Source organism: Parvibaculum sp. MBR-TMA-1.3b-4.2 (assembly GCF_053628815.1).
The window spans coordinates 3,325,025-3,350,551 of record NZ_JBRJHC010000001.1 but is presented as its reverse complement, the minus strand read 5'-3'; the positions used below and the strand labels follow the sequence as shown (position 1 = coordinate 3,350,551).

Here is a 25,527-nt window from a genome sequence, read left to right as displayed (position 1 = left end):
CGGGTCCTTTCTGCGGCCTTCCCTGCCGGCGCCATGTTGTCAGCCTGACGGCCTGCCCGTTACGCCCGCGGCAGCTCGGGGGTCCCCGCACGGATATGTGCGGAGGGTTTCCCGCTCGCAGAAGGTTTCAGGAGATAACCCCCATGAGCCCGCAGTTTGTGCCGGTTTTGAGACAAAACTGAGGCAGCGCCAGCGCCATTTCGGTGAGTCAGCCTAGCGCCAACCGACTAATTCCCGCTAAACAAGAAACAATTGATTCCGGCACCGACCCGAGCCTTGTTTTTACGCTGAAACAGCCCGCAATATCAATGGTGAGCGCCGTTTTGAACGCTTTTTCAAGGGCTTGACGTCAGCGTGGACGAACCGCCCCCTCCAGCTCCACCACCTTGACCGACTGTCCCTCCAATGCGCCGCGCGCATTTTTAAGCGTCTCGATCAGAAACTCCATAACCGCACGCACATGAGCGAGTTGCGCGAGGTCGTTTCGCGTCATCAGCCAGATTTCCAGATGGCCAAGCGCATCCGGTCCGAAAACACGGGTCAGGCGCTCGTCCCGGTCGGCACTGACGCAGGGCAACGCGGCAAGCCCCGCCCCCTGCCGCGCCGCTTCGGCACGGACCGCCACGCTACTCGCGCGCAACACGACGCTTGCCGTCTTTTCCGCCCGCGACAGCCACCAGACCGGCCCCAGCGGCAGTTCCGCGCGCGGGAAGCCGATCAGCTCATGCCCGCCCATATCGCCCATTTGCGTAGGCCAGCCATGCGCGTCCAGATAACCCTGCGAGGCATAAAGACCATAGGAAAGCTCCCCCGCCTTGCGCATCAGCATGTCGCCCTGGGTCGGCCGGGCAAGCCTGAGAGCCACATCTACATCCTTCAACGGATTGCCGACACGCGGCGCCGATCCGGCCATCGCCAGCCTCGGATCGCCCACGACCTCGATTTCGATACCGGGATGGGAACGGTGAAAATCGCCGAATGCGGGCGCGAGAAGCTCCGCAGCCAGTACTTCGCCCGCGGCGAGCCGGACGGTCCCCTCGCCGCTGGATCCCTGACGGTTCGCCTCAAAATCGCGCGGCAATGCCGCCAGCCGCCTGTCCACCGGCTCCAACGCTTCGGCCAGCTTTTCGCCCGCGGGCGTCAACCGGTACCCCGTGCGCTCGCGCTCGAACAGGCGGGCATTGAGGTCGTCTTCCAGCGACGCCACGCGGCGCAGCACCGTAGTCGTGTTCACGCCCAGTTGCTGGGCTGCACCCGAAAGGCTGCCTGCCGCGGCGACGGCGAGAAAGAAACGCAGATCGTCCCAGTTCATGGCCTGTCGGCTCCACATTTGCTTTGGAGCAAAGCTACTCTTGCATTTCAGCAATATAAAGAGCGGTTTGCAAAAAAGCCTATGCGGATTTGCAGAAGAGTTAACCTATTGGTTAAGCTAGGGTTTTACAGGGGAAACCGCGTCGGCGGCCTGTTGCGCCCGCTTCCGGGCCTCGTCTGTGTCCTGTCCCCTGGCCAACGCAACGCCCATCCGGCGGCGCTCATAGGCTTCCGGCTTGCCGAAAAGCCGAACCTCGGAGTGAGGTACAGCAAGGGCCTTGTCGAGATCGGCGAAGGCAATGCCTTTCTCATCCATGCCGCCATAGATGACGGCGCTGGCGCCGGGCGAAATCGTCTCCACCGACACCGGCAGACCGAGAATGGCGCGGGCATGGAGCGCGAACTCGCTCTGATACTGGGTGGCCAGCGTCACCAGCCCGGTATCGTGCGGGCGCGGGCTCACCTCGGAGAACCAGACCTTGTCCCCCTTCACGAACAATTCGACGCCGAAAATGCCCCGCCCGCCCAGCGCGGTGGTGACACGTCCGGCAATATCGCGGGCCGATTTCGACGCCGCCTCGCTCATCGCCTGAGGCTGCCAGCTTTCCACATAATCCCCGTTTACCTGACGATGGCCGACCGGCGCACAGAAAGACGTCTCGACCTCGCCCGAAGCGCCTACCGCCCGAACGGTAAGCAGCGTGATCTCGAAATCGAAATCGACGAGCCCCTCCACGATCACGCGCGGCGCTTCCACGCGCCCGCCCTGCATCGCCTTCTCCCATGCCGGCTCGATGTCGCCGGGCCCCTTGAGCAAGCTCTGCCCCTTGCCCGAGGACGACATGACCGGCTTCACGAAACACGGGAACCCGATACCGCCCTCGATCGCCGCGCGCAATTCATCCGCATTGGAGGCAAAAGCGTAAGGCGAGGTCGCGAGCCCCAGCTCTTCCGCAGCGAGACGGCGAATGCCTTCCCGGTTCATGGTGAGCTGCGTCGCCCGCGCCGTGGGAATGACCTCCGCAAGCCCCTCCGCCTCGATCTCGGCCAGCATGTCGGTCGCAATCGCCTCGATCTCCGGCACGATGAGATGTGGACGCTCCTTCTCCACCAGCGCCTTCAGCGCGGCGCCATCCGTCATCGCGATCACATGAGAGCGATGCGCGACCTGCATGGCCGGCGCGTTTTCATAACGGTCCACGGCGATCACCTCCGCCCCGTAACGCTGAAGTTCGATAGCGACTTCCTTGCCGAGCTCCCCGGAGCCCAGAAGCATGACGCGGGTGGCCGATGGCGAAAGCGGCGTGCCGATACGCATGAGCGATTCCCTCTCATCTGTTTCCTGCGCTTTAGCATGGGCGCGAGACGTTCGGAACTCCCCGCCGCCGGGGCTTGACGGATCTCCTCAACTGATTACAGTTGAACATATGTTCAACTGTTAGGTTCGAGACATGGCGATCTGCCCCGACACCGAAAGCCTGCCCCCGCTGGACGACGACCGGGCGATCGAACTGGCCGAGATGTTCCGCCTGCTGGGCGATCCGAGCCGCCTGCGCATCGTCCTGGAAACACTGGGCGAGCCGCGTTCCGTGGGCGATATCGCGGGCCGGCTTGGCCTTTCGCTGTCGCTGGTGAGCCATCATTTGAGGCTTCTACGGGCAGCCCGCCTCGTCAGCGCGGACAGGCGCGGCAAGCAGATCTTCTATTCGATCCATGACGCCCATGTGGCCCACGTCATTCGCGACATGGTCGCCCATGTGAACGAAGAGCCGGAGTAAGAACCATGACGCACAGCCATTCGCACGATCACGGTCATGGTCATTCTCACGGCCACGGCCATTCGCATGTGCCGGACGGCGCGAATGAGCGCCGCATCGCCTGGGCCATGTGGATCACCGGCGGCTTCATGATCGTCGAAGCGGCCGGCGGCTGGATATCCGGATCGCTGGCGCTCATCGCCGATGCGGGTCACATGCTGACCGACACAGGCGCGCTGGCGCTTGCCTGGCTTGCGGTGCGCCTGGCCCGCCGCCCCGCGGACACCGCCCGGTCCTTCGGCTATATGCGCGCGGAAATCCTCGCCGCCTTCCTGAACGGCGCGGTGATGATCGCGCTGGCTGCCTGGATCATCGCCGAAGCCGCCATGCGCATCTTCGACCCCGTGCCGATCCTTGCCGGACCGATGCTCATCGTCGCCATTATCGGCCTTCTCGTGAACATCGTCTCCTTCACCCTGCTTCATGGCGGGGAAGGCAATCTGAACATGCGCGGCGCGGCACTCCATGTGCTGGGCGACCTGCTCGGCTCTGTCGCCGCGATCGTGGCCGCGGTCGTCATCATGTATACGGGCTTCACGCCCATCGATCCCATTCTCTCGGTCTTCGTGGCGGTGCTGATCCTGCGCGGCGCATTCGCCGTCACGCGCGACGCCGCGCATATCCTGATGGAAGGCACCCCGGAGGGGCTCGATACCGGCGCCATGGCCGAAGACCTTGCGACCGGCATTTCCTCGGTAAGCGATGTGCACCACATCCATGCCTGGTCGCTCGCCTCGGGCCGCGTTCTCGTTACGCTGCATGCCGTCCCCGCCCCCGGCGCATCCTCCGCCGACGCCCTGACCGCCATCAAGGAGCGACTCGCCGAGCGCTACGGCGTGACCCATGCGACGGTGCAGATCGAACCGGAAGATTGCCCCGACCATGACGAGAAGCTCACAAAACTGGCCGGAAATCCACGAGCAGATACTAAAGGGATCTGCTCGTAGACCTTGGTTTTTGACTATTTTCCGGGCGGTTGCCCACCCTCGTCCGGAAAATCGTCAGGGGCCATTCCGCCTGTTGAAAAGTTTCCACTACGGTATTTGTTGCAATGCAGTATAATGCGGGACAAGCCATTTCCGGCGGAGCTTCCCACGCATGTTTCCATCTGCTAGCGATCCGATCTTTTGGCGGGCCTGGAGTGAATTCGGCCTCGTTGCCGAATATGGCGCGCTCGCCGCGTCCTACCCGGCGCTGCTGAAGGCGCCAAAGGGAGACGGGCACGGCGTGCTGGTTCTGCCCGGTATGCTGACAGGCGATGAATCGACCTCCTTCCTCCGCACCTATCTGAAAGAGCTGGGCTACGTCGCCCATGCCTGGAGGCAGGGCCACAATTGGGGCCCAAGCCGCCACATCCACCGCAAGCTGAAAGACCGCGTCAACGAGCTGGCCGACGAATGCGGCCGCGCGATCAGCATTGTCGGCTGGAGCCTGGGCGGCATCTATGCACGCGAACTGGCGCGGGAGTTTCCCGATCAGGTGCGTCAGGTGATTACGCTGGGAAGCCCCTTCGGCGCTGGCTACCGCGTCAGCGGCGAAGTGGATCCGAAGCTCGCCGAGCGCCTGCGCGTGCCGCCGCCCGTTCCCTCGACATCGATCTATTCCCGCTTCGACGGGCTCGTGCCCTGGGCGGCCTGCCGCGAACAGGAAACGCCGCAGACGGAAAACATCGAGGTGCCCGCGACGCATCTCGGCATGGGCGGCAACCCCCTCGTCTTCTGGGCGGTCGCCGACCGGCTATCGCAGGCCGAAGGCAAGTGGAAGCATTTCGACAGGTCCGGCTTCCACAAATGGTTTTACGTGTAAGGGCTCAGTCGCCCGCTACCGAACCGGCTGCCGCGTTACGCGCCTTGGCCTTGTTCGAGACGCCGTCGCCGACGATCTTCATCAGCCCGCCGATCACCACCAGCGTCGCCACATAGAAAATCGCCTGAATGGGCAGCGGGCGTGCCGTGTAGCCGACAAGCGTGTGGAGCGTCTGGCCGATAAGACTGTTTTCCGACAAAAGCCAGGACGTATTCCACATGAACCCGCCCATCGGCGGCAGGAAACCGCCCTGCACGAGGAACTTGACCCCCTGCGCCGCCATTCCGGCAGCCAGCAGCAGGATCATCCAGCCCGTCACGCGGAAAAGCATGTTGAGCGACAGCCGCAACAGGCCGAAATAAAGCGCAAAGCCCAGCGCGCCACCCGCCGCAATGCCGAGCAGACCACCCGCCAGCATCGCGGAATTGCCGACGCCGCCGCTGGCGATACCGTTGAGGAAAAGCACGACTTCCGAGCCTTCCCGCATCACGGCTGCGCCGACCACGATCGCCAGCGCATAGAGCGGCTTCGTGCCGACGGTTACGTCGTGCCCGACTTCCTTCATCTCGGTGGCAAGCTGACGGCCATGACTGCCCATCCAGACATTGTGCCACCCCAGCATGATGACGGCGAGAAACAGCACGCTCGCATTGAAGATTTCCTGCCCCGTGCCTTCCAGCGAATTGGAGATGGCGCTGGCGAAGGCGGCAACCAGACTTGCCCCCACAAGCCCGGCTAGGATACCGGCACCCAACCAACGCCCTCGCCCGGCCACGCCCTTTGTGGCGGCCGCGACGATGCTGACGATCAGTGCCGCTTCCAGCACTTCGCGGAATACGATGATGAGCGTCGCAAGCATGTCTCGAGGGCCTTCCTGAGTAAACGCGTGTCGAAGCCGACCTCGGCCGACATTTATTTGGCGATCAGATCGCCCTGCGCGGTCGCTTCGTTGAACTCGCCGAAGAAGTGATACGTGCCCGCTTCAAGCGGCCCGACATACATGATGCCCTTGCTGCCGCCGGGGATGATCTTTTCGATGAAAAGGTCATGCGACTCGAATTCTTCCGGCGTCGGGTCGTCATTGTGGACCACCAGCTTCATCCGCGTATCGGCAGGCACCTCGAAATTCGCAGGATCGAATTTGTGATCCTTGATGTGGATTTCGAAGGTCGGCATCTCACCCGCCGCCCGGGCAGGCTGAAACGCCGTCGCAGCAAAGCTCAACGCCACAACCCCCATCGCGGTAAGCAGTGTCTTGGCCGAGAGGGAGCGAAGCATGGCGTTTCCTTTCCTTGGGGGCGAGAATTTGGTTATTGATATTCATTCTCAACTGAGAGTGCAAGGACCAATCTGCCGCAATCCCGGGCAGGAATGCCGATACCCTCTTCCCCGGAGCGGACCGCCGGGCGTGTTTCGGTTAGGCTTGCGGCAGGAAAAGAAAACAAACAGCCGAAAGAGCCGACCTCATGCCCCTGACAGAGCGCGACGCCGACATCATCTCGCAAAGCATCGAGCGCGTCGCCGAGCTGGCCGGCGACCCGACCCCGCTCGTTTATGAAAAGCTTTTTGCGCAACAGCCGGAGATGAAGCCGCTCTTCGTCCTCGATCTCGATGGCAATGCGCGCGGGCATATGCTGAGCGAGGCGCTGAACTGCGTCTTAGACATGCTTGGACCGAAAAGCTACGCGCCCGTGCTGATCCAGTGCGAACTGACCAACCATCAGGGGCTGGGCGTGCCGCCGCGCGTCTTCGCCACCTTCTTCGACGTGGTGGCGGAGACCTTCCGCGAGATTCTGGACGACGAGTGGTCCGCCGAAACCGAGGCCGCCTGGCAGACCCTGCTGAAGGACCTGCATGAGGTCATCGCCAGCCATGCCGAGAAATATGGCATGGAACTCGCCTGAACCACCCTATTTGAAGCGATTGGCGATCCGCGCCGCCGCCGCGAAACCCGATCGCGGGCTGGACAGGACGGGGACACCGAGATCCCCCGCCTGCTGCGCCGCGGGCGCCATGGAGGCCTGTGCGAGAACCAGCACGTCGCAATCGTCCGATGCCCGCTTCAACCCTTCCGCGATCATCGCGTGATACTCGGCAAGCCGGCCGGCGCGAAACTTTTCCCAGGCATCCTCGAAATGAACGGGCGTGAAATGGCAGTCCCTCCCCGCCTTCCCGGCTGAATCCTCCAGCAGGCGCAGCGTCGTTTCCATCGCAGGCGCCAGCGCGCCGCAAACGCCGATACGCTTGCCGCTTCTCACTGCTTCATCCGCCATCGGACGGTCGATCCGGATGATCGGGATATCCGCCTCATCCGCGACATGCTCCGCAACCGGCCCCAGCGTCGAGCAGGTACAGACGACGACCTGCGCCCCGCCGGCCGCCAATGCCAGCATCGCCTCACCCGCTTTCAGCTCGATGGACGCCGTAATGCCGCCTGCTTTTTCAGCCGCCACCAGCAGGTCTTCGCGCACCGTATGGGCGAGTTTCAACCCCGGTACGCGTTCCGCGCCCAGCGCATTGAAAGTGCCGATGTGAAGCGCCGAACTATGCAGAAAGGCAATGGCGGCGCCGTGGGTGTATTGGGCAGGAGGCATGGGCCCATTCTCCAAAATGGGAATTCCAAAAGAAAAGGCCCGCCGCGATCTTCGCGGCGGGCCCATCAGAAAGGGTGCTGTTCGCGAGATCGCGTCAGTTCTTTTCCTTGTCTACGAGTTTGGAGGCCGTAATCCACGGCATCATCTCGCGCAGGCGACCGCCCACTTCCTCGATCGGATGGGCTGCGTTGCGCGCGCGCGTGGCCTTGAAGCTCGTCTGGTTGACCTTGTTCTCGAGCATCCAGTCGCGCGTGAACTTGCCGCTCTGGATGTCGTCCAGCACGCGCTTCATTTCCGCCTTTGTTTCCGGCGTGATGATCCGCGGGCCGGTGACGTATTCGCCATACTCGGCCGTGTTGGAGATCGAGTAGTTCATGTTGGCGATACCGCCCTCATAGATGAGGTCGACGATAAGCTTCACTTCGTGCAGGCACTCGAAATAGGCCATCTCCGGTGCGTAGCCCGCTTCCGTGAGCGTTTCGAAACCGGCGCGGATGAGTTCCACGAGACCGCCGCAGAGAACGGCCTGCTCACCGAAGAGGTCGGTTTCGCATTCTTCGCGGAAGCTCGTCTCGATGATGCCCGCGCGGCCGCCGCCAATGGCGGAGGCATAGGACAGGCCGAGGTCATGCGCATTGCCGCTGGCATCCTGATGGACGGCCAGCAGGCAGGGCACGCCGCCGCCGCGCTTGTATTCGGAGCGCACCGTGTGGCCCGGGCCCTTCGGCGCGACCATGAGGACGTCGATGTCCTTGCGCGGCTCGATCAGGTTGAAATGGACGTTGAGGCCGTGGGCGAAGAGGAGCGCGGCGCCCTCCTTCATGTTGTCGGCCAGGTCCTGATAATAGATGTCGCCCTGCAGCTCGTCCGGCGTCAGCATCATCAGCGCATCGGCCCATTTGGCGGCTTCGGCAACGGTCATCACCTTCAGGCCTTCGCCTTCGGCCTTCTTCGCGGAAGAAGAGCCGGCGCGCAGCGCCACGGCCACTTCCTTCACGCCGGAATCGCGAAGGTTCAGCGCATGGGCATGGCCCTGGCTGCCGTAACCGATGATGGCGACTTTCTTGCCCTTGATCAGGTTCACGTCCGCATCGCGGTCGTAATAAACGCGCATGGTCTTTGTTTCCTTCTTCCAACATCCCTCCCCCGCGCTGGACGCAGGGCGAAGGTTTATATCCTCGTTCGTTACATCGCTTCCGGGCCGCGGGCGATCGCGACCACGCCGGTCCGCGATACATCCACCAGCCCAAGCGGCCTCATCAGGCCGATAAAGGCATCGATCTTGTCCGGCGCGCCCGTCACCTCGAAAATGAAGGAGGTGTGGGTCGTGTCGATCACGCGGGCGCGGAAGGCATCCGCCAGCCGCAGCGATTCCACGCGCTTTTCGCCCGTCGAGGCGACTTTCACAAGCGCCATTTCACGCTCGACCGAGTTCGTCTCCGCCGTCAGGTCCATCACCCGATGAACCGGCACGAGGCGATCGAGCTGCGCCTTGATCTGCTCGATCACCATGGGCGTGCCCGTGGTGACGATGGTGATGCGGGAGGTGTGTTCCGCCTGGTCCACCTCGGCCACCGTCAGGCTTTCGATATTGTAGCCACGGCCCGAGAACAGCCCGATGACGCGCGCAAGCACACCCGCCTCATTGTCCACAAGCACGGCAATGGCATGCCGTTCAATTTTTTCTTCCTGGCTCATTCCCGAACTCTGATTAGAGGGCGATGGGGCAATCCCGGCTATGACGGCAGTGACAGTCAAACCAGCATCTTGCCTGCTTCGGTGACGGTCGGCGCATCCGCGTCGTCCGCCAGGATCATCTGGTTATGCGCCGCGCCCGACGGGATCATCGGATAGCAGTTCTCGTACTTGTCCACGATGCAGTCGAAAATGACCGGTCCCGGCGTATCGAGCATCTCCTGGATCTTCGCATCGAGCTCGTCCGGCGTTTCCGCGCGAACGCCCTTGGCGCCATAGGCTTCGGCGAGCTTCACGAAATCGGGCAGCGATTCCGAATAGCTGTGCGAGTAGCGACCGCCATGCAGCAGTTCCTGCCACTGGCGCACCATGCCCATATATTCGTTGTTCAGGATGAAGATCTTCACCGGCAGCATGAACTGAACCGCCGTCGAAATTTCCTGCATGTTCATCAGGATCGAGGCTTCGCCCGCAATGTCGACGACGAGCGCATCGGGATGCGCGATCTGGGTGCCCACGGCTGCCGGCAGGCCATAGCCCATCGTGCCGAGGCCTCCGCTCGTCATCCAGCGGTTCGGCTCCTCGAAATGATAGTGCTGCGCGGCCCACATCTGATGCTGTCCCACTTCCGTGGTGACATAGGTCTCGCGATCCTTGGTCAGCTCGTAAAGGCGCTGGACGGCATATTGCGGCTTGATGGTGTCGCCATTCTGCTTGAAGGAGAGCGACTTGCGCTCCCGCCAGACATCGATCTGCTTCCACCACTCGCCGAGTGCGGCCTTGTCGGGCTGGCGCGCCCTCGCCTTCCAGATACGCAGCATGTCTTCCAGGACATGCGCGCAGTCGCCGACGATGCCGACGTCGACACGAACATTCTTGTTGATCGACGAGGCGTCGATATCGACATGGATCTTTTTCGAGTTCGGCGCGAAGGCATCGAGGCGGCCCGTCACGCGGTCGTCGAAACGCGCACCGATATTGATCATGACGTCGCAATCATGCATCGCATTATTGGCTTCGTAGGTGCCATGCATGCCGACCATGCCGAGCCACTGCTTGTCGCTCGCCGGAAAGGCGCCGAGGCCCATCAGCGTCGAGGTGATCGGATAGCCGGTCAGCTTGACGAATTCCCGCAGAAGCTGGCTCGCAACCGGGCCGGAATTGATGATGCCGCCGCCCGTATAGAAGACAGGCTTCTTGGCATTCGCGATGAGATCGATCGCTTCCTTGATCGCCTCGACATCGCCCTTCACCGTCGGGCGATAGGTGCGATGCGCAACGTTTTTCGGGCCGACATATTCCGCCGACTGGAACTGAACGTCCTTCGGAATGTCGACGACGACCGGACCCGGTCGGCCGTTCGTCGCGACATAGAAGGCCTCGTGCATGACGCGCGTCAGCTCCTCCGGCGACTTCACCAGCCAGTTATGCTTGGTGCAATGGCGCGTGATGCCGACCGTATCCGCTTCCTGGAAAGCGTCCGAGCCGATGAGATGCGTCGCGACCTGCCCCGTCAGGCAGACGATCGGAATGGAATCCATCAGCGCATCGGTCAGCCCCGTCACGGCGTTGGTTGCGCCGGGCCCCGACGTCACCAGAACGACGCCCGGCTTGCCCGTGGAGCGCGCATAGCCTTCCGCCGCATGGACGGCACCCTGCTCGTGCCGGACGAGGATATGGCGGATCTTGTTCTGCTGGAAAAGCGCGTCATAGATCGGAAGCACCGCGCCCCCGGGGTAGCCGAAAATCGTGTCTACGCCCTGATCGACCAGCGATTTGATGACGATCTCTGCGCCAGTCATCTCGTTTTCGGCCATGGGTCGGGTCCTTACGTCCTGAAGGTTATCAATCGCAGTAAACAACAACGCGGCCTCGCGCCCGGCCCGTTCTCAAAGCCCCGTTCTGTCCTGAAAAGAGCGAAAAACCGGCCACCGGCACGCAATGCCGCGTGAAAGCGGGCGCAAACTAGCCCCGCCTCATGCCCCGGTCAAGCCAAAATCGTCAATTAATGAAAAGAAACTCGCTTCAAGGCTTTCCAAATCTTGCGCGATGAGCCTATTCCACGAAATCATTTGCGTCCGGAACCATGTTTCCTGCCGTTTTGCGTAGCGGCGGGACTCTGCCTGGCCGAGCAGAACGGCTTCCTCCAGCGAAATTTCGCCGCGCAGATGGGCCATAAGCGGCCGCAGCCCCAGCGCCTTCATCAGCGGCAGCGAAGGATCGAGATCGAGCGCCATCAGCGCCTCGACCTCATCGAGCGCCCCCTCCCGGACCATGTGCCGAAAACGGAAATCGATCCGCCGGTAAAGAAAATCCCGCGAGGGCACGAGTACCGCCTTCAGGAAATCCCCTGCGACGAGCGGCTCAGGCGGCAGGGCCTGCCACGCGCTCAGGGGCTTGCCCGTCGCCCGTTTCACCTCGATGCCCCGCGCAATGCGCTGCTTGTCCGACGGTGCGATCGCTTCGGCAAGTTTCGGATCAGCGGCCTGCAGCAGCTTGTGTGCCCCGGGGCCCGCCTGTGCCACCTCCGCCCGGACCGCGGCGGTTATCTCCGCCGGGACATCGGGAATGGGCGACAACCCGTCCACCAGCGCGCGGAAATAGAGCCCTGTTCCCCCCACAAGGATGGGAACGCGGCCCCTCGCCTCGATTTCCTGCATGGCGCGCGCGGCATGGGCGGCCCATATCCCCGCCGAACAGGCCTCTGCCGCGCTCATGAAGCCGTAAAGGTGATGCGGCACGCGCGCCTCATCCGCCTCGTCCGGCCGCGCGGTGAGAACACGCAGCTCCCGATAGACCTGCATGGAATCGGCATTGACGATCTCGCCGCCCACCTGCTCGGCCAGTTTCATGGCGAGCGCGGACTTGCCGCTGGCGGTTGGCCCTGCAATAAGGACGGCGGTTTTTAGCTTCACCGGCTCTTTCACGGTGTCCTCTGACACGGCACTCTGCACGAAGATTTCTGGAGAACTCTGGTTTGGCGATGAAATACGTCCTGACGCTCATTGGCAACTCGCAAACGCCGCTCGACAAGACCCATGTCGACGCAGCCGCGGCGGCCCTGCCGGGCCAATCGCAGGCGGACTGGCTGAAAGACGGCCATGCCTGCGACCTCCCCTTTGACGCAGACGACATGGCCCATGCCGAGGCCGAGGTCCGCAAGGCGCTTCAGGGCGTCGCCATCGACATCATCGCACAACCCGCCGAAGGGCGGCGCAAGAAGCTGCTGGTCGCCGATATGGATTCCACCATCATCGAGCAGGAATGCATCGACGAGCTGGCTGCCGAACTCGGCATCAAGGACCGGATTGCCGAAATCACCGAGCGCGCCATGCGCGGCGAGATCGATTTCGAACCCGCCCTGCGCGAGCGCGTCTCGCTGCTGAAAGGCCTGAAAGCGGCCTCCCTTGAATCGGTCTTCGACAAGCGCATTACCGAAACCCCCGGCGGCCGCCTGCTGACGGCGACCATGCGCGCCCATGGCGCCACCTGCGCACTTGTTTCCGGCGGTTTCACCTTCTTCACTCACCGCGTCGCAAAGGCTGTGGGCTTCGATCACAATCAGGCAAACGAGCTCATTTTCGAAAACGACCTGCTGACCGGCGAGGTGGGCGAGCCCATTCTGGGCCGACAGGCCAAGATCGACGCGCTGGTACATTTCCGCTCACAGCTCGGCCTCGCCCGGCACGAAACCATGGCGGTCGGCGATGGCGCCAACGATCTCGGCATGATCGGGGAAGCAGGCCTCGGCGTCGCCTTCCATGCAAAGCCCGTTGTGGCGGAAGCCGCCGATGCACGCATCGACCATGGCGACCTGTCCGCGCTGCTTTTCATCCAGGGCTATCGGGAAAGCGAACTCGTCAGCGCCTAGGCTCTAGCTGGGGCTGACGTCTATCGCGAAAAAGCGCGTTCGTCCGTTGGAGTAGATGCGCAGCAGCACTTTGCCTCCGTCACCGCGACGCCGAGCCTCGCGCACCGCGCGCCTCACATCGTCCGGTTCATCCACCGCCTCGCGATTGACCTCGACGATCACGTCGCCCGCGCGAATGCCTTTGCCGTCCGCAGCTCCGCCATTCGCCACCGCCGCGACCACGACGCCGTTCACCTGCAACGGCACATGGTGAGCGGAGCGCACTTCCGGCGTCAGAGAAACCAGATCGAGCCCGAGCATCTCGTCCGGTGCGACCGGCTTTAGCTTCGTCTTCTTTTCCGGCTCCGCGCCATCCGTTTCGCCCTTGCCGGCCTCGTCGCGTTGCAACTCGCCGACCGTCAGCCAGAGAGCGACGGGCTTTCCCTGGCGCAGGATTTCGACCTCGACCCGCTTGCGCGCGCGCGTTTCAGCGATACGGCGCAGCAAATCGCGCACCTCGCCGACTGGCATGCCGTCATAGCTGGTAACGACATCGCCCACCCGCAGCCCGCCTTCCTGGGCGGGACCATGCACCATGACATTGGCAATCGCGACGCCCGCATCGGGCGGTGCCTGAAGCGCATGCGCCAGGTCGCGCGTCAGCGGCAAGACCCGCACACCCAGCCAGCCACGATGAACCTCCCCGAAATGTATGAGGTCGTCCACCACCGCCTTCGCGGTGGAAGACGGCAGCGCAAAACCGATACCCACCGTGTCGCCCGAGGGTGAAATAATCGCGGTGTTGATGCCGATAACATGGCCCTGCATATCGAACAGCGGCCCGCCGGAATTGCCCTTGTTGATTGCTGCGTCCGTCTGGATGAAATCTGTATAGCCGCGCGTATAGATCGCGCGGTGAAGCGCGGACACGATCCCCGAGGTCACGCTGCCGCCAAGTCCGAACGGATTTCCGATCGCCACGACCCAGTCGCCGACACGCAGATCGTCGGAATTGCCGAAATGCACCGACGGCAGCGGATGAGAACTGTCGACTTTCAACACGGCGAGATCTGTATTCTCGTCATGCCCCAGCAAGGTCGCATCCAGTGTCTCGCCGTCCGCAAAGACGACGGATATCTCGTCGGCGCCGTCGATCACATGATTGTTGGTGACGATGACGCCCGACGGATCGATGACAAAGCCCGATCCGAGCGCACTGGTCATCGCCCGTCCCTCGCCTTCTTCGTCGTCGAAGAACTCCCGCAACGGAGAATCCTCCGGAAGGTTCCTGAACTTCTCGGGCAATGATTGCTTCTGCCTGATGGTGATATTCACCACGGCAGGCGAAAGGCGGTGCACAAGATTGCCGAAGCCGTCCGCGGCACGCGCCGGCCCCGCTCCGCCGAGAAAGACCAGCAGGGAAAGCGCGACGACGACAAAGCCCACCCCCGGGAGCGATGGAAAATCGTTCCGGTTTGCCTGAACCTGTCGCGTCATCTCACCGATCGAAAACATATAAAGCGCCAATTCCCCGGCCTAGCCGCCACCCCTGACGGCCATTCAAGCGGAAAATAATGGCCCGCGCACTATCGTCGTGGAATTTCGGCTCAAAACGAGGGCCCGGCGCGCCTATCCACGTACCAGCCAGACCAGCAGCACGCCCAGTACAAGGGCGACAAGGCCGCCAAAGCGGATCTGGCCCTCCGGCTGCACCACCACCACGGCCAGCGCCCGCTTCATCGGCCCCGGGAACGCCGCGTAAAGCGCACCTTCCAGAGCGAGAACCAGTCCAAGCGCGGCCAGGAGATCGGTCAATTTTCGCCTTCAATATCTAACGTCCGGAGACCGAACATCTTCGAGTGCCGTCATGCGGCTTCGGATTTGAAGTTCGCTTCCGCGGCGAATGGCGGACAAACCCGCGAACTCCAAATCCAAATCACGCAATCGGCGCCCGGCTCACTTGCCGGAATCGCTCCGGAAGTACCGGAAGAACTCCGAGTCGGGAGAAATCACCATGGTGGTGTTGTCCCCCTTCAGGGCCTTTTTGTAGGCCTGCATCGACCGGTAGAAGTCGAAGAATTCGGGATCCTTCTGGAAGGCGTTGGCGAAAATACCGTTTCGCTTGGCATCGCCCTCGCCTCGGGTGATTTCCGCATCGCGCTGCGCATCTGCAACGATGACGGTACGATCGCGATCGGCGCGACTGCGAATACGCTGGGCCTCTTCCTGACCTTGCGCGCGGATCTCCGCCGCTTCGCGTTCACGCTCGGTCTGCATACGACGGAAAATCGCCTGGCTGTTTGCTTCCGGCAGGTCGGCGCGGCGGATACGTACATCCACCACTTCGATGCCAAAGCTTTTCGCGGTCTGATTGAACGCCTTCTCGATCTGCTGCATCAGGCCGGAACGATCGTCCCGCACCACAGCCTCGAGCGTGTGATCGCCCAGCACGTTGCGCAGCGACGACGCGAAGTTCGGCTGCAGCCTGTTCTCAGTCAGACGCGGATCGCCCACCGCCTGATAGAACTTCAGCGCATCGACGATCTTGTAACGGGCGAACGCATCCACCACCAACCGCTTGCGGTCGGAGGCGATGATTTCTTCCGTCGGCGCATCGAGATTGAGAATGCGCTTGTCGATGAAGATCACATTCTGAACGAAGGGCAGCTTGAAATGCAGCCCCGGCTCCGTAACGAGCTGTTTGGGATCGCCGAACTGCAGCACGATCGCCTGCTGCGTCATGCTGACGATGAATGTGGAGGAATAGGCAATGAAAGCGACAAGTCCCGCAACGATGCCAAGACCGAGTCCGATGGATTTATTCATGACTTCGGCCTCCTCAATTCGAGCTCGACGAGCCGGCGCTCGACGAGTTGTTGCTGGACGATGACGAAGGACGCTTCGCAGACGGCTTGAGCTGATCCATCGGCAGATAAGGCAGAACGCCCGACTGATCCGTGGTCACAACCTTGTTCGTGTTGCCCAGAACGTCCTGCATCGTCTCGAGATACATGCGCTTGCGCGTCACTTCCTTTGCGTTCCGGTACTGGTCGTAGATCGAGATGAAGCGCTGCGCCTCACCCTGCGCTTCCGCGACCGTCTGCTCGCGATAGGCTTCGGCGGCCTGGGTAATCTTGGCTGCCTCGCCTCGCGCCTTGGGCACGACCGTGTTGGCGTAGGACTGGGCTTCGTTACGCAGACGCTCCTGGTCGGCGCGCGCCGCCTGAACGTCGCGGAACGCATCGATCACCTGCGACGGCGGATCGACCTTCTGGAGCTTCACTTCCGTGATCTCCACACCCGCGCCATAGGTATCGAGCGCGGTCTGCATATAGCCGCGCACCTGCTTCTGGATGTCGTTTCGACCGGTCGTCTGCAGGAACTCGATCTTGGACTGGCCCACCGCCTCGCGCATGGCGCTTTCGGCAACCTGCTTCACCGCAAGGTCCGGACGCTCCACATTGAAGAGATAGTTCTCCGCGCTTTTGATGCGCCAGAAGACCGAAAAGTTGATGTCGACGATATTTTCGTCGCCCGTCAGCATCAGGCTTTCTTCCGGCACCGCAATCGGCTTGCCGCCGCCCGTATCGCGCATGCCCACATCGACGCGATTGATGCGCGTCACCGTCGGCGTATAGACGACCTCAATGGGATACGGCAGCTTCACATGCAGGCCCGGGGGCACTTCGCGCGAGAACTTGCCGAAGCGCAGCACCACGCCCTGTTCGTCCGTATTGACCCGATAGACCGAGCTGTAGGCGAGGAGCGCCACGACGGCCACGATGAGGATCAGGATAATGCCCCGGCCATTGCCGCCGGTGCCCTGCCCCTGGCCTCCGGGGAAGATCTTCTTGAACTTGTCCTGGCCCTTGCGCAGCAATTCATCGAGGTCGGGGGGCTGGTTACCACCGCCACCGCCGCCTCCTGAAGGTCCCTGCCCCCAGGGGCCGCGGTTACCGCCACCTCCCTGCCAGCCGCCGCCACCATTCTCATTGCTCCAGGGCATCAAAAATCCTTTTGATTTCGTGATGATAGATCGGTTGGAAACACACTTGCCGGAGGTTATATGACACCCACCAAGCCCGTGCAATGAAACCCGGACAGGCCACCCATGACGTCTTCGACCCAAAAGCCGACACCGACAAAAGAAGACATTCTCTCCGCGCTCTCCCGCGTCACCGATAAAGACTTGGGAAAAGATGTGGTCTCGGCAGGCATAATCCAAGGGGTCGTGCTCCGCGAAGGGCATGTAGGCTTCTCGATAGAGGTCGATCCGGCCAAGGGGGCGGAAAAGGAACCGCTCCGGAAGGCCTGCGAAGAGGCCGTGCGGGCAATTCCCGGCATTTTGAGCGTCACCGCGGTGCTGACGGCCCATAGCGACACGCCTTCCGCACCGCAGCAGCAGGGCGCGCATGCCGGACATTCACACGGCCGGCCGGGAGGCGCCCAGGGTGAGCAGCAGGCAGGCAGACTCGAAATTCCGGGCGTGAAAGCCATTATCGCCGTCGCTTCCGGCAAGGGCGGCGTGGGCAAATCCACCGTCGCGGTCAATCTGGCGCTGGCGCTCTCCCATCTCGGCCGCAAGGTGGGGCTGCTGGACGCCGACATCTACGGCCCCTCCATCCCCCGCATGATGGGGCTCAAGGGCAAGCCGGAAAGCAACGGCAAAAAAATCCAGCCGAAAGAGAATTACGGCATCAAGACCATGTCGATCGGCTACATGGTCGAAGAGGACACGCCCATGATCTGGCGCGGCCCCATGGTGCAGAGCGCGCTCATGCAGATGATGAGCGACGTGAACTGGGGCGAACTCGACGTGCTGGTGATAGATATGCCGCCCGGCACCGGCGATGCGCAGTTGACCATCGCCCAGCGCATACCGCTGACGGGATCCGTGATCGTCTCAACGCCGCAGGAAATCGCCCTGATCGACGCGCGCAAGGGCGTTGCCATGTTCGAAAAGACCCATGTGCCCGTCTTCGGCATCGTGGAGAACATGGCCTATTTCGTGAGCCCGGACTCAGGCGAGCGCTCCTATATCTTCGGCCAGGGCGGCGCCCGAAAGATGGCAGAGACGCTGGGCTGCGACTTCCTCGGCGAAATCCCGCTTCACATGACCATTCGCGAAACCTCCGACGGCGGCGCCCCCGTTACGGCCACCGCGCCCGAGAGCGAGGAAGCCCGACCGTTCATCGACATTGCGCAAAAGGTTGCCGGTCATATCGACCAGGCCCTTGGCGGCGGCGCGCGCCAGGCGCCGCGCATCTCGATCGAGACCTGACAAACGCGAAAAGCAAAGGCCGGCCCGAAGACGGGCCGGCCCAATTCATGCGTCGGGCCCCCCCGGATCAGTTGCCGGCAACCAGCGCCGCCTGCTCCGTCGTGCCGTCCGGCGCGGTGATCTCCCAGCTTTCGCCGACGTCACGGGCCTCGGCCGGTGTGCAATACGGCTCGGCGTCGCTGCCGTCCTGCTTGAAGCAGGCATTGCCGTCTTCATTCGTCCAGGTACCGGAAACCGTGCTCCCGTCAGCCATGGTGTTGGTATAGGTGCCGTCCTCGTTGATGACCACGGTCCGGTCGCCCGCCGGGCTCGTGATCTTGACGGTATTCCCGTAGAAATTCGCAAATGCGTCGGCAGCATAGGCCCCGCCTGTCAGCATGAGCAACGCAATGGCCGCGCTGAAAATAAGGCGCATGTTTCTCCTCCCTGAAATGTTGAATGCCCGCCCCGGTTTCGGGGTGTACTCCTCCTCGGGCGCGGGCATCCTGACATGGTTAACGGGAGGCCGGAACAAATGTTCCGTACCCGAAACAGCTAGATCACACAGAGCAACTCACTTGTTGAGGAAGTTGAGCGCGAGACCCGGCCGCTCCCACTCCGTGGCCACGAGACGGCCCGTCGTGGACAGCGTGATGTACGCCGTTTTCAGATCCTTGCCGCCGAAGCAGATATTGGTGGTGATGAGATCGTCGGTCGGGAAGTGGCGGATGCTCGATCCATCCGGCGCGAAAATGGTGATGCCGGAATTGAAGATCGTCGCCACGCAAACATTGCCGTCGGCATCCACCGCCAGCGAATCGAAATAGTTGAGACCGGCAGGCGATCCGACGAAACGGCCGTTGAGCGGCCCCTCGCTCGGCGCGACCTCGCCCTCGCCTGTGATGTCGAAGGCCCAGAGACGGCCCGGGATCGTGTCGGCCACGAAAACCGTCTTCTCGTCCGGCGACAGGCCGACGCCGTTCGGGCTCGTGATCGGGAAAACGGCTTCCTTCACCATCGATCCGTCTGTCTTGGCGTAATAAAGGCCGCCGCGATCCTGCACACGGCCACGGCCCTTGCCGAGATCGGTGAACCAGAACCCGCCCGACTTGTCGAACACGATGTCGTTCGGCCCTTTCAGCGGTTCGCCATTTACTTCCGTGTAGAGAACTTCGACCTTGCCGGTGTCGAGGTCGATCCGCTCGATGCGGCCGCCGGAATAATCATCGGCAATGTCGCCCGGGATGAGCAATCCATCCTGTTCGTGCCAGTTGAAGCCGCCATTGTTGCAGACATAGCATTTGCCATCCGGACCGATGGCCGCGCCGTTCGGTCCGCCGCCCGGCTCCGCAATCACTTCCTTCTTGCCGTCCGGCGTGACGCGGGTGAGACGGCCCGCCGCGATTTCGACAAGCACGATGCTGCCGTCGGGCATGGCGATCGGGCCTTCCGGAAATTTCAGGCCGTCCGCGATCAGTTTCATCTCTGCCATTTGATCCTCCCATGGCGATTTATTGATTTTTGATGGGAGGTATCTTCTCAGGCTGATGCCTCTCCTGCAACGCCTCGCCCGAGATAATGCGCGGCTTTTTGCGTAGCGGACATGCCGCTCACATACGCGCCATGCACGGTGGAATACCAGTCGAGCGGCACCGCTTCTCCTGCGAAAAACAGGCGGTCGCCGACAGGCTCCGACAACCGCTCCCGCATGTCGCTCTTGCCGGGCTTTCCATAAGAATAGGCGCCGAGCGTATGCGAATCCGTCGTCCAGGCGGTCGATTCAACGCCGCTCATTTCCTTGAAGATGTCGGTCCCGAACATGTCGCCCAACATGCCGCGCGCATGCGCAATCATGACGTCGCGGCCCGCCCGTTCGAGATCGGCAGCTTCCGACCCGCCGAAATAGGCGATGGCCATATTGTGCCCGAACGGCCGGATCTGAAAGGAAAGCGCAGGCCGCGCCGGCTTCTTCTCGTCGATCGCCAATGGATGCGACATCTCAGGCAGGCCGAACACCTCGCGTTTGAACGCGAAGGCGACCTTGTTGGCATGACCGGTCGGCACGCCTTCCAGCGCCTCCTGCGTTCGGGCCGGCAGTTGCGGCAAGAAGCGGATGGCCCCTGAGGAGAGCACATTGGTCGAAACGGTGACGATGACGGACTTCGCCTCCACCGTTCCCTCTTCCGTTGCGACTTTCACATTGGCGCCCGTCATGTCGATACGATGCACAGGACAGGAAAGCGTCACGGGAATGTCGGCAAAATAAGCGGCGATCAGTGCGCCATAACCACGTTCCAGCGGCCAGTTCTTTTCCGTATCCGAATAGCGGGCGAAATCGACGGCACACAACTCTTCCGGATCGGCGCCGCAAATCGCCTGAAAAAGATGACGGGTGATGCGATAGAAGCGCGCGGGCGCATCGAGCGTCTGCGAAACCGGAATATCCTCACCCGCCTCGCCCTGAACATGCGCGACGTCATAGGCGGATTCGAACTCGTCACGATAGGCCGTATAGGCCTCCATATCGGCCCAAACGGGACGGCCCGCCTTCTGACCGAGAAAGAGATGGCGATAGAACGAACCTTCGTCGTGCCGGTGATAGGGATGGCCGAGCTCGTCGGCAATCTTCGTCAGCGGATTAACGTCGGCCGAATGAAGCCAGTGTGCGCCCCGGTCCCATGTCATGCCGAGGCTGGTCGTGTCGGTGAAGGTACGCCCGCCAATGCGGTTCTTCGCCTCGAAGACCTTGAAGCTGAGGCCCATCTCACGCGCCTGCCGCGCGGCGGAAAGCCCCGCCGCCCCCGCACCGACGATGACGACGTCGAATAGCTCGCTCATCGCTTCAGCCTGTCTGCATGAAAGGTCAGATGATCCGCGATGAAGGACTGAATGAAATAATAGGAATGGTCATGACCGGGCTGCCGCCGAAGCGTGAGCCCCTGCCCTGCCTTTTCACATGCCTGTTCCAGAAGTTCGGGCTTCAATTCCTTTTCGAGGAAATTATCGCCGAGCCCCTGATCGACGAGGATCTCGTCGAAATGCCCCTTCGCCGCACCGCCTTCGATGAGCAGGCAGGCATCATGCGCCTTCCATGCCTCGCGGTCGGAACCGAGATAGGCCGTGAACGCCTTTTCGCCCCAGGGACAGCGCGTCGGCGAGACGATAGGCGCGAAGGCGGAAACGGAGCGGTAAAGATCGGGCCGCTTCAACGCGAGCGTCAGCGCGCCATGACCGCCCATGGAGTGGCCGGAAATGCCGTGACGCGACATATCCGCCGGGAAGTTCGCCGCAATGACGGCATGCAGATCTTCGGTGATGTAGCTCTGCATCCTGAAATGCGGCGCCCAGGGCTTTTCCGTCGCATCGATATAAAAGCCTGCGCCCTGCCCGAGGTCGTAAGCCTCGTCATTGGCGACGCCCTCACCGCGCGGGCTCGTATCCGGCGCGATGACGATGAGCTTCAGCGCACTGGCCGTGCCATAGGAGCCAGCCTTGGTGGTGAAGTTTTCTTCCGTGCAGGTGAGCCCGGAGAGCCAGGTGACGACGGGAAAAGGCCCGTCGCCATCCGGCACATAAGCGGAAAACCGCATATCGGTGCCCGTCGCCTGAGACGCATGGCGGCAGACCTTCAGCACGCCGTCGAAACAGCGATGCTCTTCCAGAATTTCGATACTCATTGACGACCTCAATAGACGACGACGGAGCGGATCGATTTCCCCTCATGCATCAGATCGAACGCCTTGTTGATGTCTTCAAGCGGCATTTTGTGGGTGATGAGGCTGTCGATATCGATCTTGCCGTCCATGTACCAGTCCACGATCTTCGGGACATCGGTACGCCCGCGCGCGCCGCCGAAGGCGGTGCCCTTCCAGACGCGGCCCGTGACGAGCTGGAAGGGGCGCGTGGAAATCTCCTGCCCCGCGCCCGCCACGCCGATGATGATGCTCTCGCCCCAACCGCGATGGCAGCATTCAAGCGCCTGGCGCATCACATCCACATTGCCGATGCATTCGAAGCTGTAATCCGCGCCGCCATCGGTGAGTTCCACGAGATGCGCAACGACGTCGCCGTCCACCTCCTTGGGATTGACGAAATGCGTCATGCCGAATTTGCGCGCCATCTCTTCGCGCGCCGGGTTGAGATCGACGCCGATGATCTTGTCCGCGCCCGCAATGCGCGCGCCCTGAATGACATTGAGGCCGATACCGCCGAGACCGAACACCACGACATTGGCGCCGGGCTCGACTTTCGCGGTGAAGACGACCGCCCCCACGCCCGTCGTCACGCCGCAGCCGATGTAGCAGATCTTGTCGAAGGGCGCGTCCTCACGAACCTTGGCGAGCGCGATCTCGGGCAGCACCGTGTAATTGGCGAAGGTGGAACAGCCCATGTAATGCAGAATGGGTTTGCCCTTGTAGGAGAAGCGGCTGGTGCCGTCCGGCATCACGCCCTTGCCCTGCGTCGCGCGGATGGAGGTGCAGAGGTTCGTCTTGTGGCTCGTGCAGCTTTTGCACTCACGGCATTCCGGCGTGTAGAGCGGAATGACATGATCGCCCTTCTTGAGCGACTTCACGCCCGGACCGACATCGACCACCACGCCCGCGCCTTCATGACCGAGAATGGCAGGGAACTGGCCTTCCGGGTCCGCGCCGGAAAGCGTGAAGGCGTCCGTATGACAGATGCCCGTCGCCTTGATCTCGACCAGCACCTCGCCCTCTTTCGGGCCTTCAAGCTGCACCGTTTCGATTTCAAGGGGTTTGCCGGCTTCGAAAGCCACCGCCGCTTTTACATCCATCACATCACCTCGGTTTTGGGGAGGGCGCATTCTGACAACAGGAACATCGGCACTCAAGCGCCGAACGGCCCGAAACTCACAAAGCGCCCGAAAAGAAATCGACGGCCAGTTTGTGCGCGGTCTCCATGGCCTCTTCATTGAAAATCATATGCACCTCGCCGCCCGCGCCGCGATGAGAGACCGGGTCGGTCACCACCACATTCGCCCCCGGCATGTCGAAGCAATGATGCGCGCCCTTCATCACATGAACAGTGATCTTCGCCGCATCCTCCGGCTTGAGGGAGGCGACGAGTTTCGGCCCGGCTTCCGGGTCGTCGTCATACTCGTCGAGCTCGCCCGTCACCATCATGACCGGCGCGTCGACAAGATCGCCGAACTCGAAACCGGGCACGCGGTTATAGGCGGAGGCGACCGGATAGACCGGCATCATGGCCTTGAAATGCCCGTTCTTCAGAAAGAGATCATTCTGCGCGTGCGTGGCGACCAGCATGGAAGCCACGCCGCCGAAGGAAAAGCCCATCACGCCGATGCGGGTTCCATCGACTTCGGGATGAGCCGCGAGAAAGGCGCGCGCGCCGTAAACATCCGGCAATGTCTCGATCACCGTTTTGGGGCGCCCTTCCGAGCCGCCGCCGGTGCCGCGCGCCGACCAGAGATCGGGCTCTAGCGTCACGATCCCCACAGCATTGAGCGCATCGGCATAGCCGGTCTCCCGCGCAGACGGCCCCGCCGAGCCATGCAGGATGATGACAGCGGGTTTCTTCCCTTCTTTCGCCGGCACGGCCATGCGCGCCGCAATGGCGAGCGGCTCGTCGTGCAGCGACGGAAACGTCACATATTGCAGCGACGTTGCCATCTGCATGTCACTTGAAGTCATCTTCCTCCCCCTCCTGTCTCTTATCTTTCGAGCGTCACGAAGGAATAGGCCGCACTATCCTTCTCGCCCGCTTCATGCCGCTCGCGCGACACTTCTCGCCATGCGCTCCGGTCGAAATCCGGAAAATGCGTATCGCCCTCCGGCGTCGCATGGACTTCGGTAATGTAGAGCCGGTCGCAGGCATCGATGGTTTCGGCATAGATCTGCGCCCCGCCGATCACCGCAACTTCCGCCGCGCCGCTCTCCCTGGCGAGGTCGATCCCGTGGGCGACCGCTTCCGCCACATCGGTGAAGACTTCCGCGCCTTCCGCCTTGTAGCTCTCATCCCGCGTCACGACGATATTGGTTCGTCCCGGCAGCGGTTTCCTCGGCAGCGACTCCCATGTCTTGCGGCCCATCACGACCGGCTTGCCCATGGTAACGCGCTTGAAAAAGGCCATGTCGCCGGACAGCCGCCAGGGCATGCCATTGTCGCGCCCGATCACGCCGTTTTCGGCTATGGCGACGACAAGTGCGAGTTTGGTCATCAGGCAAGGTCTTTCGTGTCAGCTATCGGCAGCGCCGAATACACCCGGTCGCGGAACTTCTCCGGATGCAGCGGGCGCGTGTTCTCCAGAATGATGAACAAGGCGAACGCGGCGAGCGCGAGCGTCACGACGAGCAACAGGATCAGCGCCAGCTTGCGCGCCCACCCCGCCATTGGTCATGTCACCCGGATCATACCGCGACCGGCGCGGAGATGTGCGGATGCGGGTCGTAACCGACCAGTTCGAAATCGTCATAGGTGAAGTCGAAAAGGCTCGTCACATCCGGATTGAGCTTCATCTGCGGCAGCGGGCGCGGATCGCGCGCGAGCTGATGCTCGGCCTGCTCCATATGATTGAGATAGAGATGGGCATCGCCGAAAGTATGCACGAAATCGCCCGCCTCGAGCCCCGTCACCTGCGCGACCATCATGGTGAGAAGCGCATAGGACGCGATGTTGAACGGCACGCCGAGAAAGATGTCCGCCGAACGCTGATAGAGCTGGCAGGAGAGCTTGCCGTCGGCGACATAGAACTGGAACAGGCAATGGCAGGGCGGCAGCGCCATGTTGTCCACATCTGCCACGTTCCACGCCGACACAATGAGACGGCGCGAATCCGGATTGGTCGCGATCTGGTCCAGCAGGTTCTTAAGCTGGTCGATCTTGCCGCCATCAGGTGTCGGCCATGAACGCCACTGGTGGCCGTAAACGGGGCCGAGATCGCCATTCTCGTCCGCCCATTCATCCCAGATCGAAACCCCGTTCTTCTTGAGGTACTCGATATTGGTATCGCCCGCGATGAACCAAAGAAGCTCATGGACGATGGATTTGAGATGCAGCTTCTTGGTCGTGACCAGCGGAAAGCCCTTCGACAGATCGAAGCGCATCTGATGACCGAAGACGCTTTTGGTCCCCGTCCCCGTCCGGTCGGTCTTGGTGACGCCCTGCTCTTTCACAAGGCGCATCAGGTCCAGATATTGCTGCATGGCGGTATCC

28 protein-coding genes are annotated in these 25,527 nt (G+C 62.2%); 6 read left to right on the top strand and 22 right to left on the bottom strand.

Annotation, left to right across the window (positions count from 1 at the left end; translation table 11 throughout):
• Positions 1 to 349: 349 nt before the first annotated feature.
• Both ACSSVQ_RS16025 and purT read right to left on the bottom strand, forming a co-directional pair.
• The gene (locus ACSSVQ_RS16025) at positions 350 to 1,312 is read right to left on the bottom strand and encodes a LysR family transcriptional regulator (RefSeq protein WP_454184329.1); all 963 of its coding nucleotides are present in this window, start codon (positions 1,310 to 1,312) and stop codon (positions 350 to 352) included.
• Between the two features lie 117 nt (positions 1,313 to 1,429).
• Positions 1,430 to 2,629 carry a formate-dependent phosphoribosylglycinamide formyltransferase gene (purT, locus tag ACSSVQ_RS16020; RefSeq protein ID WP_454184328.1) on the bottom strand — a complete coding sequence of 400 codons (1,200 nt, stop codon included), beginning with the start codon at positions 2,627 to 2,629 and terminating at the stop codon, positions 1,430 to 1,432.
• Positions 2,630 to 2,762: 133 nt separating this feature from the next.
• Between purT and ACSSVQ_RS16015 the strand changes: the two genes are divergently transcribed.
• The 3 genes from ACSSVQ_RS16015 to ACSSVQ_RS16005 all read left to right on the top strand — a co-directional run bounded on the left by ACSSVQ_RS16015 (position 2,763) and on the right by ACSSVQ_RS16005 (position 4,934).
• A complete protein-coding gene (locus tag ACSSVQ_RS16015) occupies positions 2,763 to 3,089 on the top strand; it encodes an ArsR/SmtB family transcription factor (protein ID WP_293323248.1) in 327 nt (108 codons plus the stop codon).
• Between the two features lie 5 nt (positions 3,090 to 3,094).
• Positions 3,095 to 4,075, top strand: coding sequence for a cation diffusion facilitator family transporter (locus tag ACSSVQ_RS16010; RefSeq protein ID WP_454184327.1), 981 nt, complete (start codon positions 3,095 to 3,097; stop codon positions 4,073 to 4,075).
• Between the two features lie 151 nt (positions 4,076 to 4,226).
• Positions 4,227 to 4,934: an alpha/beta hydrolase gene (locus ACSSVQ_RS16005; protein ID WP_454184326.1), complete on the top strand. Its 708-nt coding sequence runs from the start codon at positions 4,227 to 4,229 to the stop codon at positions 4,932 to 4,934.
• Positions 4,935 to 4,938: 4 nt separating this feature from the next.
• Here ACSSVQ_RS16005 and ACSSVQ_RS16000 read toward each other — a convergent pair whose 3' ends face one another.
• Together ACSSVQ_RS16000 and ACSSVQ_RS15995 are read right to left on the bottom strand one after the other, a co-directional pair.
• A complete protein-coding gene (locus ACSSVQ_RS16000; RefSeq protein ID WP_454184325.1) occupies positions 4,939 to 5,793 on the bottom strand; it encodes an FTR1 family iron permease in 855 nt (284 codons plus the stop codon).
• Between the two features lie 53 nt (positions 5,794 to 5,846).
• Positions 5,847 to 6,212: a cupredoxin domain-containing protein gene (locus ACSSVQ_RS15995; protein WP_454184324.1), complete on the bottom strand. Its 366-nt coding sequence runs from the start codon at positions 6,210 to 6,212 to the stop codon at positions 5,847 to 5,849.
• Positions 6,213 to 6,400: 188 nt separating this feature from the next.
• Here ACSSVQ_RS15995 and ACSSVQ_RS15990 point away from each other — a divergent pair, with 188 nt between their 5' ends.
• Positions 6,401 to 6,838: a globin domain-containing protein gene (locus tag ACSSVQ_RS15990; RefSeq protein WP_454184323.1), complete on the top strand. Its 438-nt coding sequence runs from the start codon at positions 6,401 to 6,403 to the stop codon at positions 6,836 to 6,838.
• Positions 6,839 to 6,844: 6 nt separating this feature from the next.
• Here the strand turns inward: ACSSVQ_RS15990 and ACSSVQ_RS15985 are convergent, their stop codons facing one another.
• The 5 genes from ACSSVQ_RS15985 to miaA form a co-directional block, all read right to left on the bottom strand.
• Positions 6,845 to 7,528 (bottom strand): aspartate/glutamate racemase family protein, encoded by a 684-nt coding sequence (locus tag ACSSVQ_RS15985; RefSeq protein WP_454184322.1) that lies wholly within the window; start codon positions 7,526 to 7,528, stop codon positions 6,845 to 6,847.
• Positions 7,529 to 7,622: 94 nt separating this feature from the next.
• A complete protein-coding gene (gene ilvC, locus ACSSVQ_RS15980) occupies positions 7,623 to 8,642 on the bottom strand; it encodes a ketol-acid reductoisomerase (RefSeq protein ID WP_293328749.1) in 1,020 nt (339 codons plus the stop codon).
• Positions 8,643 to 8,713: 71 nt separating this feature from the next.
• Positions 8,714 to 9,226, bottom strand: coding sequence for an acetolactate synthase small subunit (gene ilvN, locus ACSSVQ_RS15975; protein WP_293328748.1), 513 nt, complete (start codon positions 9,224 to 9,226; stop codon positions 8,714 to 8,716).
• A 56-nt stretch (positions 9,227 to 9,282) separates the two neighbouring features.
• Entirely contained in the window at positions 9,283 to 11,040 is a 1,758-nt protein-coding gene (locus ACSSVQ_RS15970) for an acetolactate synthase 3 large subunit (protein ID WP_293328747.1), read from the bottom strand.
• A 159-nt stretch (positions 11,041 to 11,199) separates the two neighbouring features.
• A complete protein-coding gene (miaA, locus tag ACSSVQ_RS15965; protein ID WP_454184321.1) occupies positions 11,200 to 12,165 on the bottom strand; it encodes a tRNA (adenosine(37)-N6)-dimethylallyltransferase MiaA in 966 nt (321 codons plus the stop codon).
• A gap of 41 nt (positions 12,166 to 12,206) precedes the next feature.
• Here miaA and serB point away from each other — a divergent pair, with 41 nt between their 5' ends.
• A complete protein-coding gene (gene serB, locus ACSSVQ_RS15960; protein WP_454184712.1) occupies positions 12,207 to 13,094 on the top strand; it encodes a phosphoserine phosphatase SerB in 888 nt (295 codons plus the stop codon).
• Positions 13,095 to 13,097: 3 nt separating this feature from the next.
• Here serB and ACSSVQ_RS15955 read toward each other — a convergent pair whose 3' ends face one another.
• The 4 genes from ACSSVQ_RS15955 to hflK form a co-directional block, all read right to left on the bottom strand.
• Complete coding sequence (locus ACSSVQ_RS15955; RefSeq protein WP_454184320.1) at positions 13,098 to 14,588, bottom strand: Do family serine endopeptidase; 1,491 nt, start codon at positions 14,586 to 14,588, stop codon at positions 13,098 to 13,100.
• 114 nt (positions 14,589 to 14,702) lie between these two features.
• Positions 14,703 to 14,888 (bottom strand): DUF2065 family protein, encoded by a 186-nt coding sequence (locus ACSSVQ_RS15950; RefSeq protein WP_454184319.1) that lies wholly within the window; start codon positions 14,886 to 14,888, stop codon positions 14,703 to 14,705.
• Positions 14,889 to 15,029: 141 nt separating this feature from the next.
• Positions 15,030 to 15,899 carry a protease modulator HflC gene (gene hflC / locus ACSSVQ_RS15945; protein WP_293328743.1) on the bottom strand — a complete coding sequence of 290 codons (870 nt, stop codon included), beginning with the start codon at positions 15,897 to 15,899 and terminating at the stop codon, positions 15,030 to 15,032.
• Positions 15,900 to 15,912: 13 nt separating this feature from the next.
• Positions 15,913 to 17,079, bottom strand: coding sequence for an FtsH protease activity modulator HflK (hflK, locus tag ACSSVQ_RS15940; RefSeq protein WP_454184318.1), 1,167 nt, complete (start codon positions 17,077 to 17,079; stop codon positions 15,913 to 15,915).
• Positions 17,080 to 17,184: 105 nt separating this feature from the next.
• On the opposite strand from hflK, the gene ACSSVQ_RS15935 reads away from it, so the two are divergent.
• Positions 17,185 to 18,354, top strand: a complete 1,170-nt coding sequence (locus tag ACSSVQ_RS15935; protein WP_454184317.1) for an Mrp/NBP35 family ATP-binding protein — start codon at positions 17,185 to 17,187, stop codon at positions 18,352 to 18,354.
• A gap of 67 nt (positions 18,355 to 18,421) precedes the next feature.
• Here ACSSVQ_RS15935 and ACSSVQ_RS15930 read toward each other — a convergent pair whose 3' ends face one another.
• From ACSSVQ_RS15930 to ACSSVQ_RS15890, 9 genes are all read right to left on the bottom strand, one after another.
• Positions 18,422 to 18,769, bottom strand: a complete 348-nt coding sequence (locus ACSSVQ_RS15930; RefSeq protein ID WP_454184316.1) for a hypothetical protein — start codon at positions 18,767 to 18,769, stop codon at positions 18,422 to 18,424.
• 138 nt (positions 18,770 to 18,907) lie between these two features.
• On the bottom strand, positions 18,908 to 19,825 hold the full coding sequence (locus ACSSVQ_RS15925) for an SMP-30/gluconolactonase/LRE family protein (RefSeq protein ID WP_454184315.1): 918 nt from the start codon (positions 19,823 to 19,825) through the stop codon (positions 18,908 to 18,910).
• A 47-nt stretch (positions 19,826 to 19,872) separates the two neighbouring features.
• On the bottom strand, positions 19,873 to 21,171 hold the full coding sequence (locus tag ACSSVQ_RS15920) for a flavin monoamine oxidase family protein (RefSeq protein ID WP_454184314.1): 1,299 nt from the start codon (positions 21,169 to 21,171) through the stop codon (positions 19,873 to 19,875).
• A complete protein-coding gene (gene fghA / locus ACSSVQ_RS15915) occupies positions 21,168 to 22,010 on the bottom strand; it encodes an S-formylglutathione hydrolase (RefSeq protein ID WP_454184313.1) in 843 nt (280 codons plus the stop codon). The genes ACSSVQ_RS15920 and fghA overlap by 4 nt, the downstream gene beginning before the upstream one ends.
• 8 nt (positions 22,011 to 22,018) lie before the next feature.
• On the bottom strand, positions 22,019 to 23,128 hold the full coding sequence (locus ACSSVQ_RS15910) for an S-(hydroxymethyl)glutathione dehydrogenase/class III alcohol dehydrogenase (protein ID WP_454184312.1): 1,110 nt from the start codon (positions 23,126 to 23,128) through the stop codon (positions 22,019 to 22,021).
• A gap of 76 nt (positions 23,129 to 23,204) precedes the next feature.
• Positions 23,205 to 24,005 (bottom strand): dienelactone hydrolase family protein, encoded by an 801-nt coding sequence (locus tag ACSSVQ_RS15905; RefSeq protein WP_454184311.1) that lies wholly within the window; start codon positions 24,003 to 24,005, stop codon positions 23,205 to 23,207.
• A gap of 20 nt (positions 24,006 to 24,025) precedes the next feature.
• Positions 24,026 to 24,532 (bottom strand): dihydrofolate reductase, encoded by a 507-nt coding sequence (locus ACSSVQ_RS15900; protein ID WP_454184310.1) that lies wholly within the window; start codon positions 24,530 to 24,532, stop codon positions 24,026 to 24,028.
• Positions 24,532 to 24,705, bottom strand: a complete 174-nt coding sequence (locus ACSSVQ_RS15895; RefSeq protein ID WP_454184309.1) for a hypothetical protein — start codon at positions 24,703 to 24,705, stop codon at positions 24,532 to 24,534. Before ACSSVQ_RS15895 ends, ACSSVQ_RS15900 begins: the two co-directional genes overlap by 1 nt.
• Positions 24,706 to 24,722: 17 nt before the next feature.
• Positions 24,723 to 25,517 carry a thymidylate synthase gene (locus ACSSVQ_RS15890; RefSeq protein WP_454184308.1) on the bottom strand — a complete coding sequence of 265 codons (795 nt, stop codon included), beginning with the start codon at positions 25,515 to 25,517 and terminating at the stop codon, positions 24,723 to 24,725.
• Positions 25,518 to 25,527: the final 10 nt, after the last annotated feature.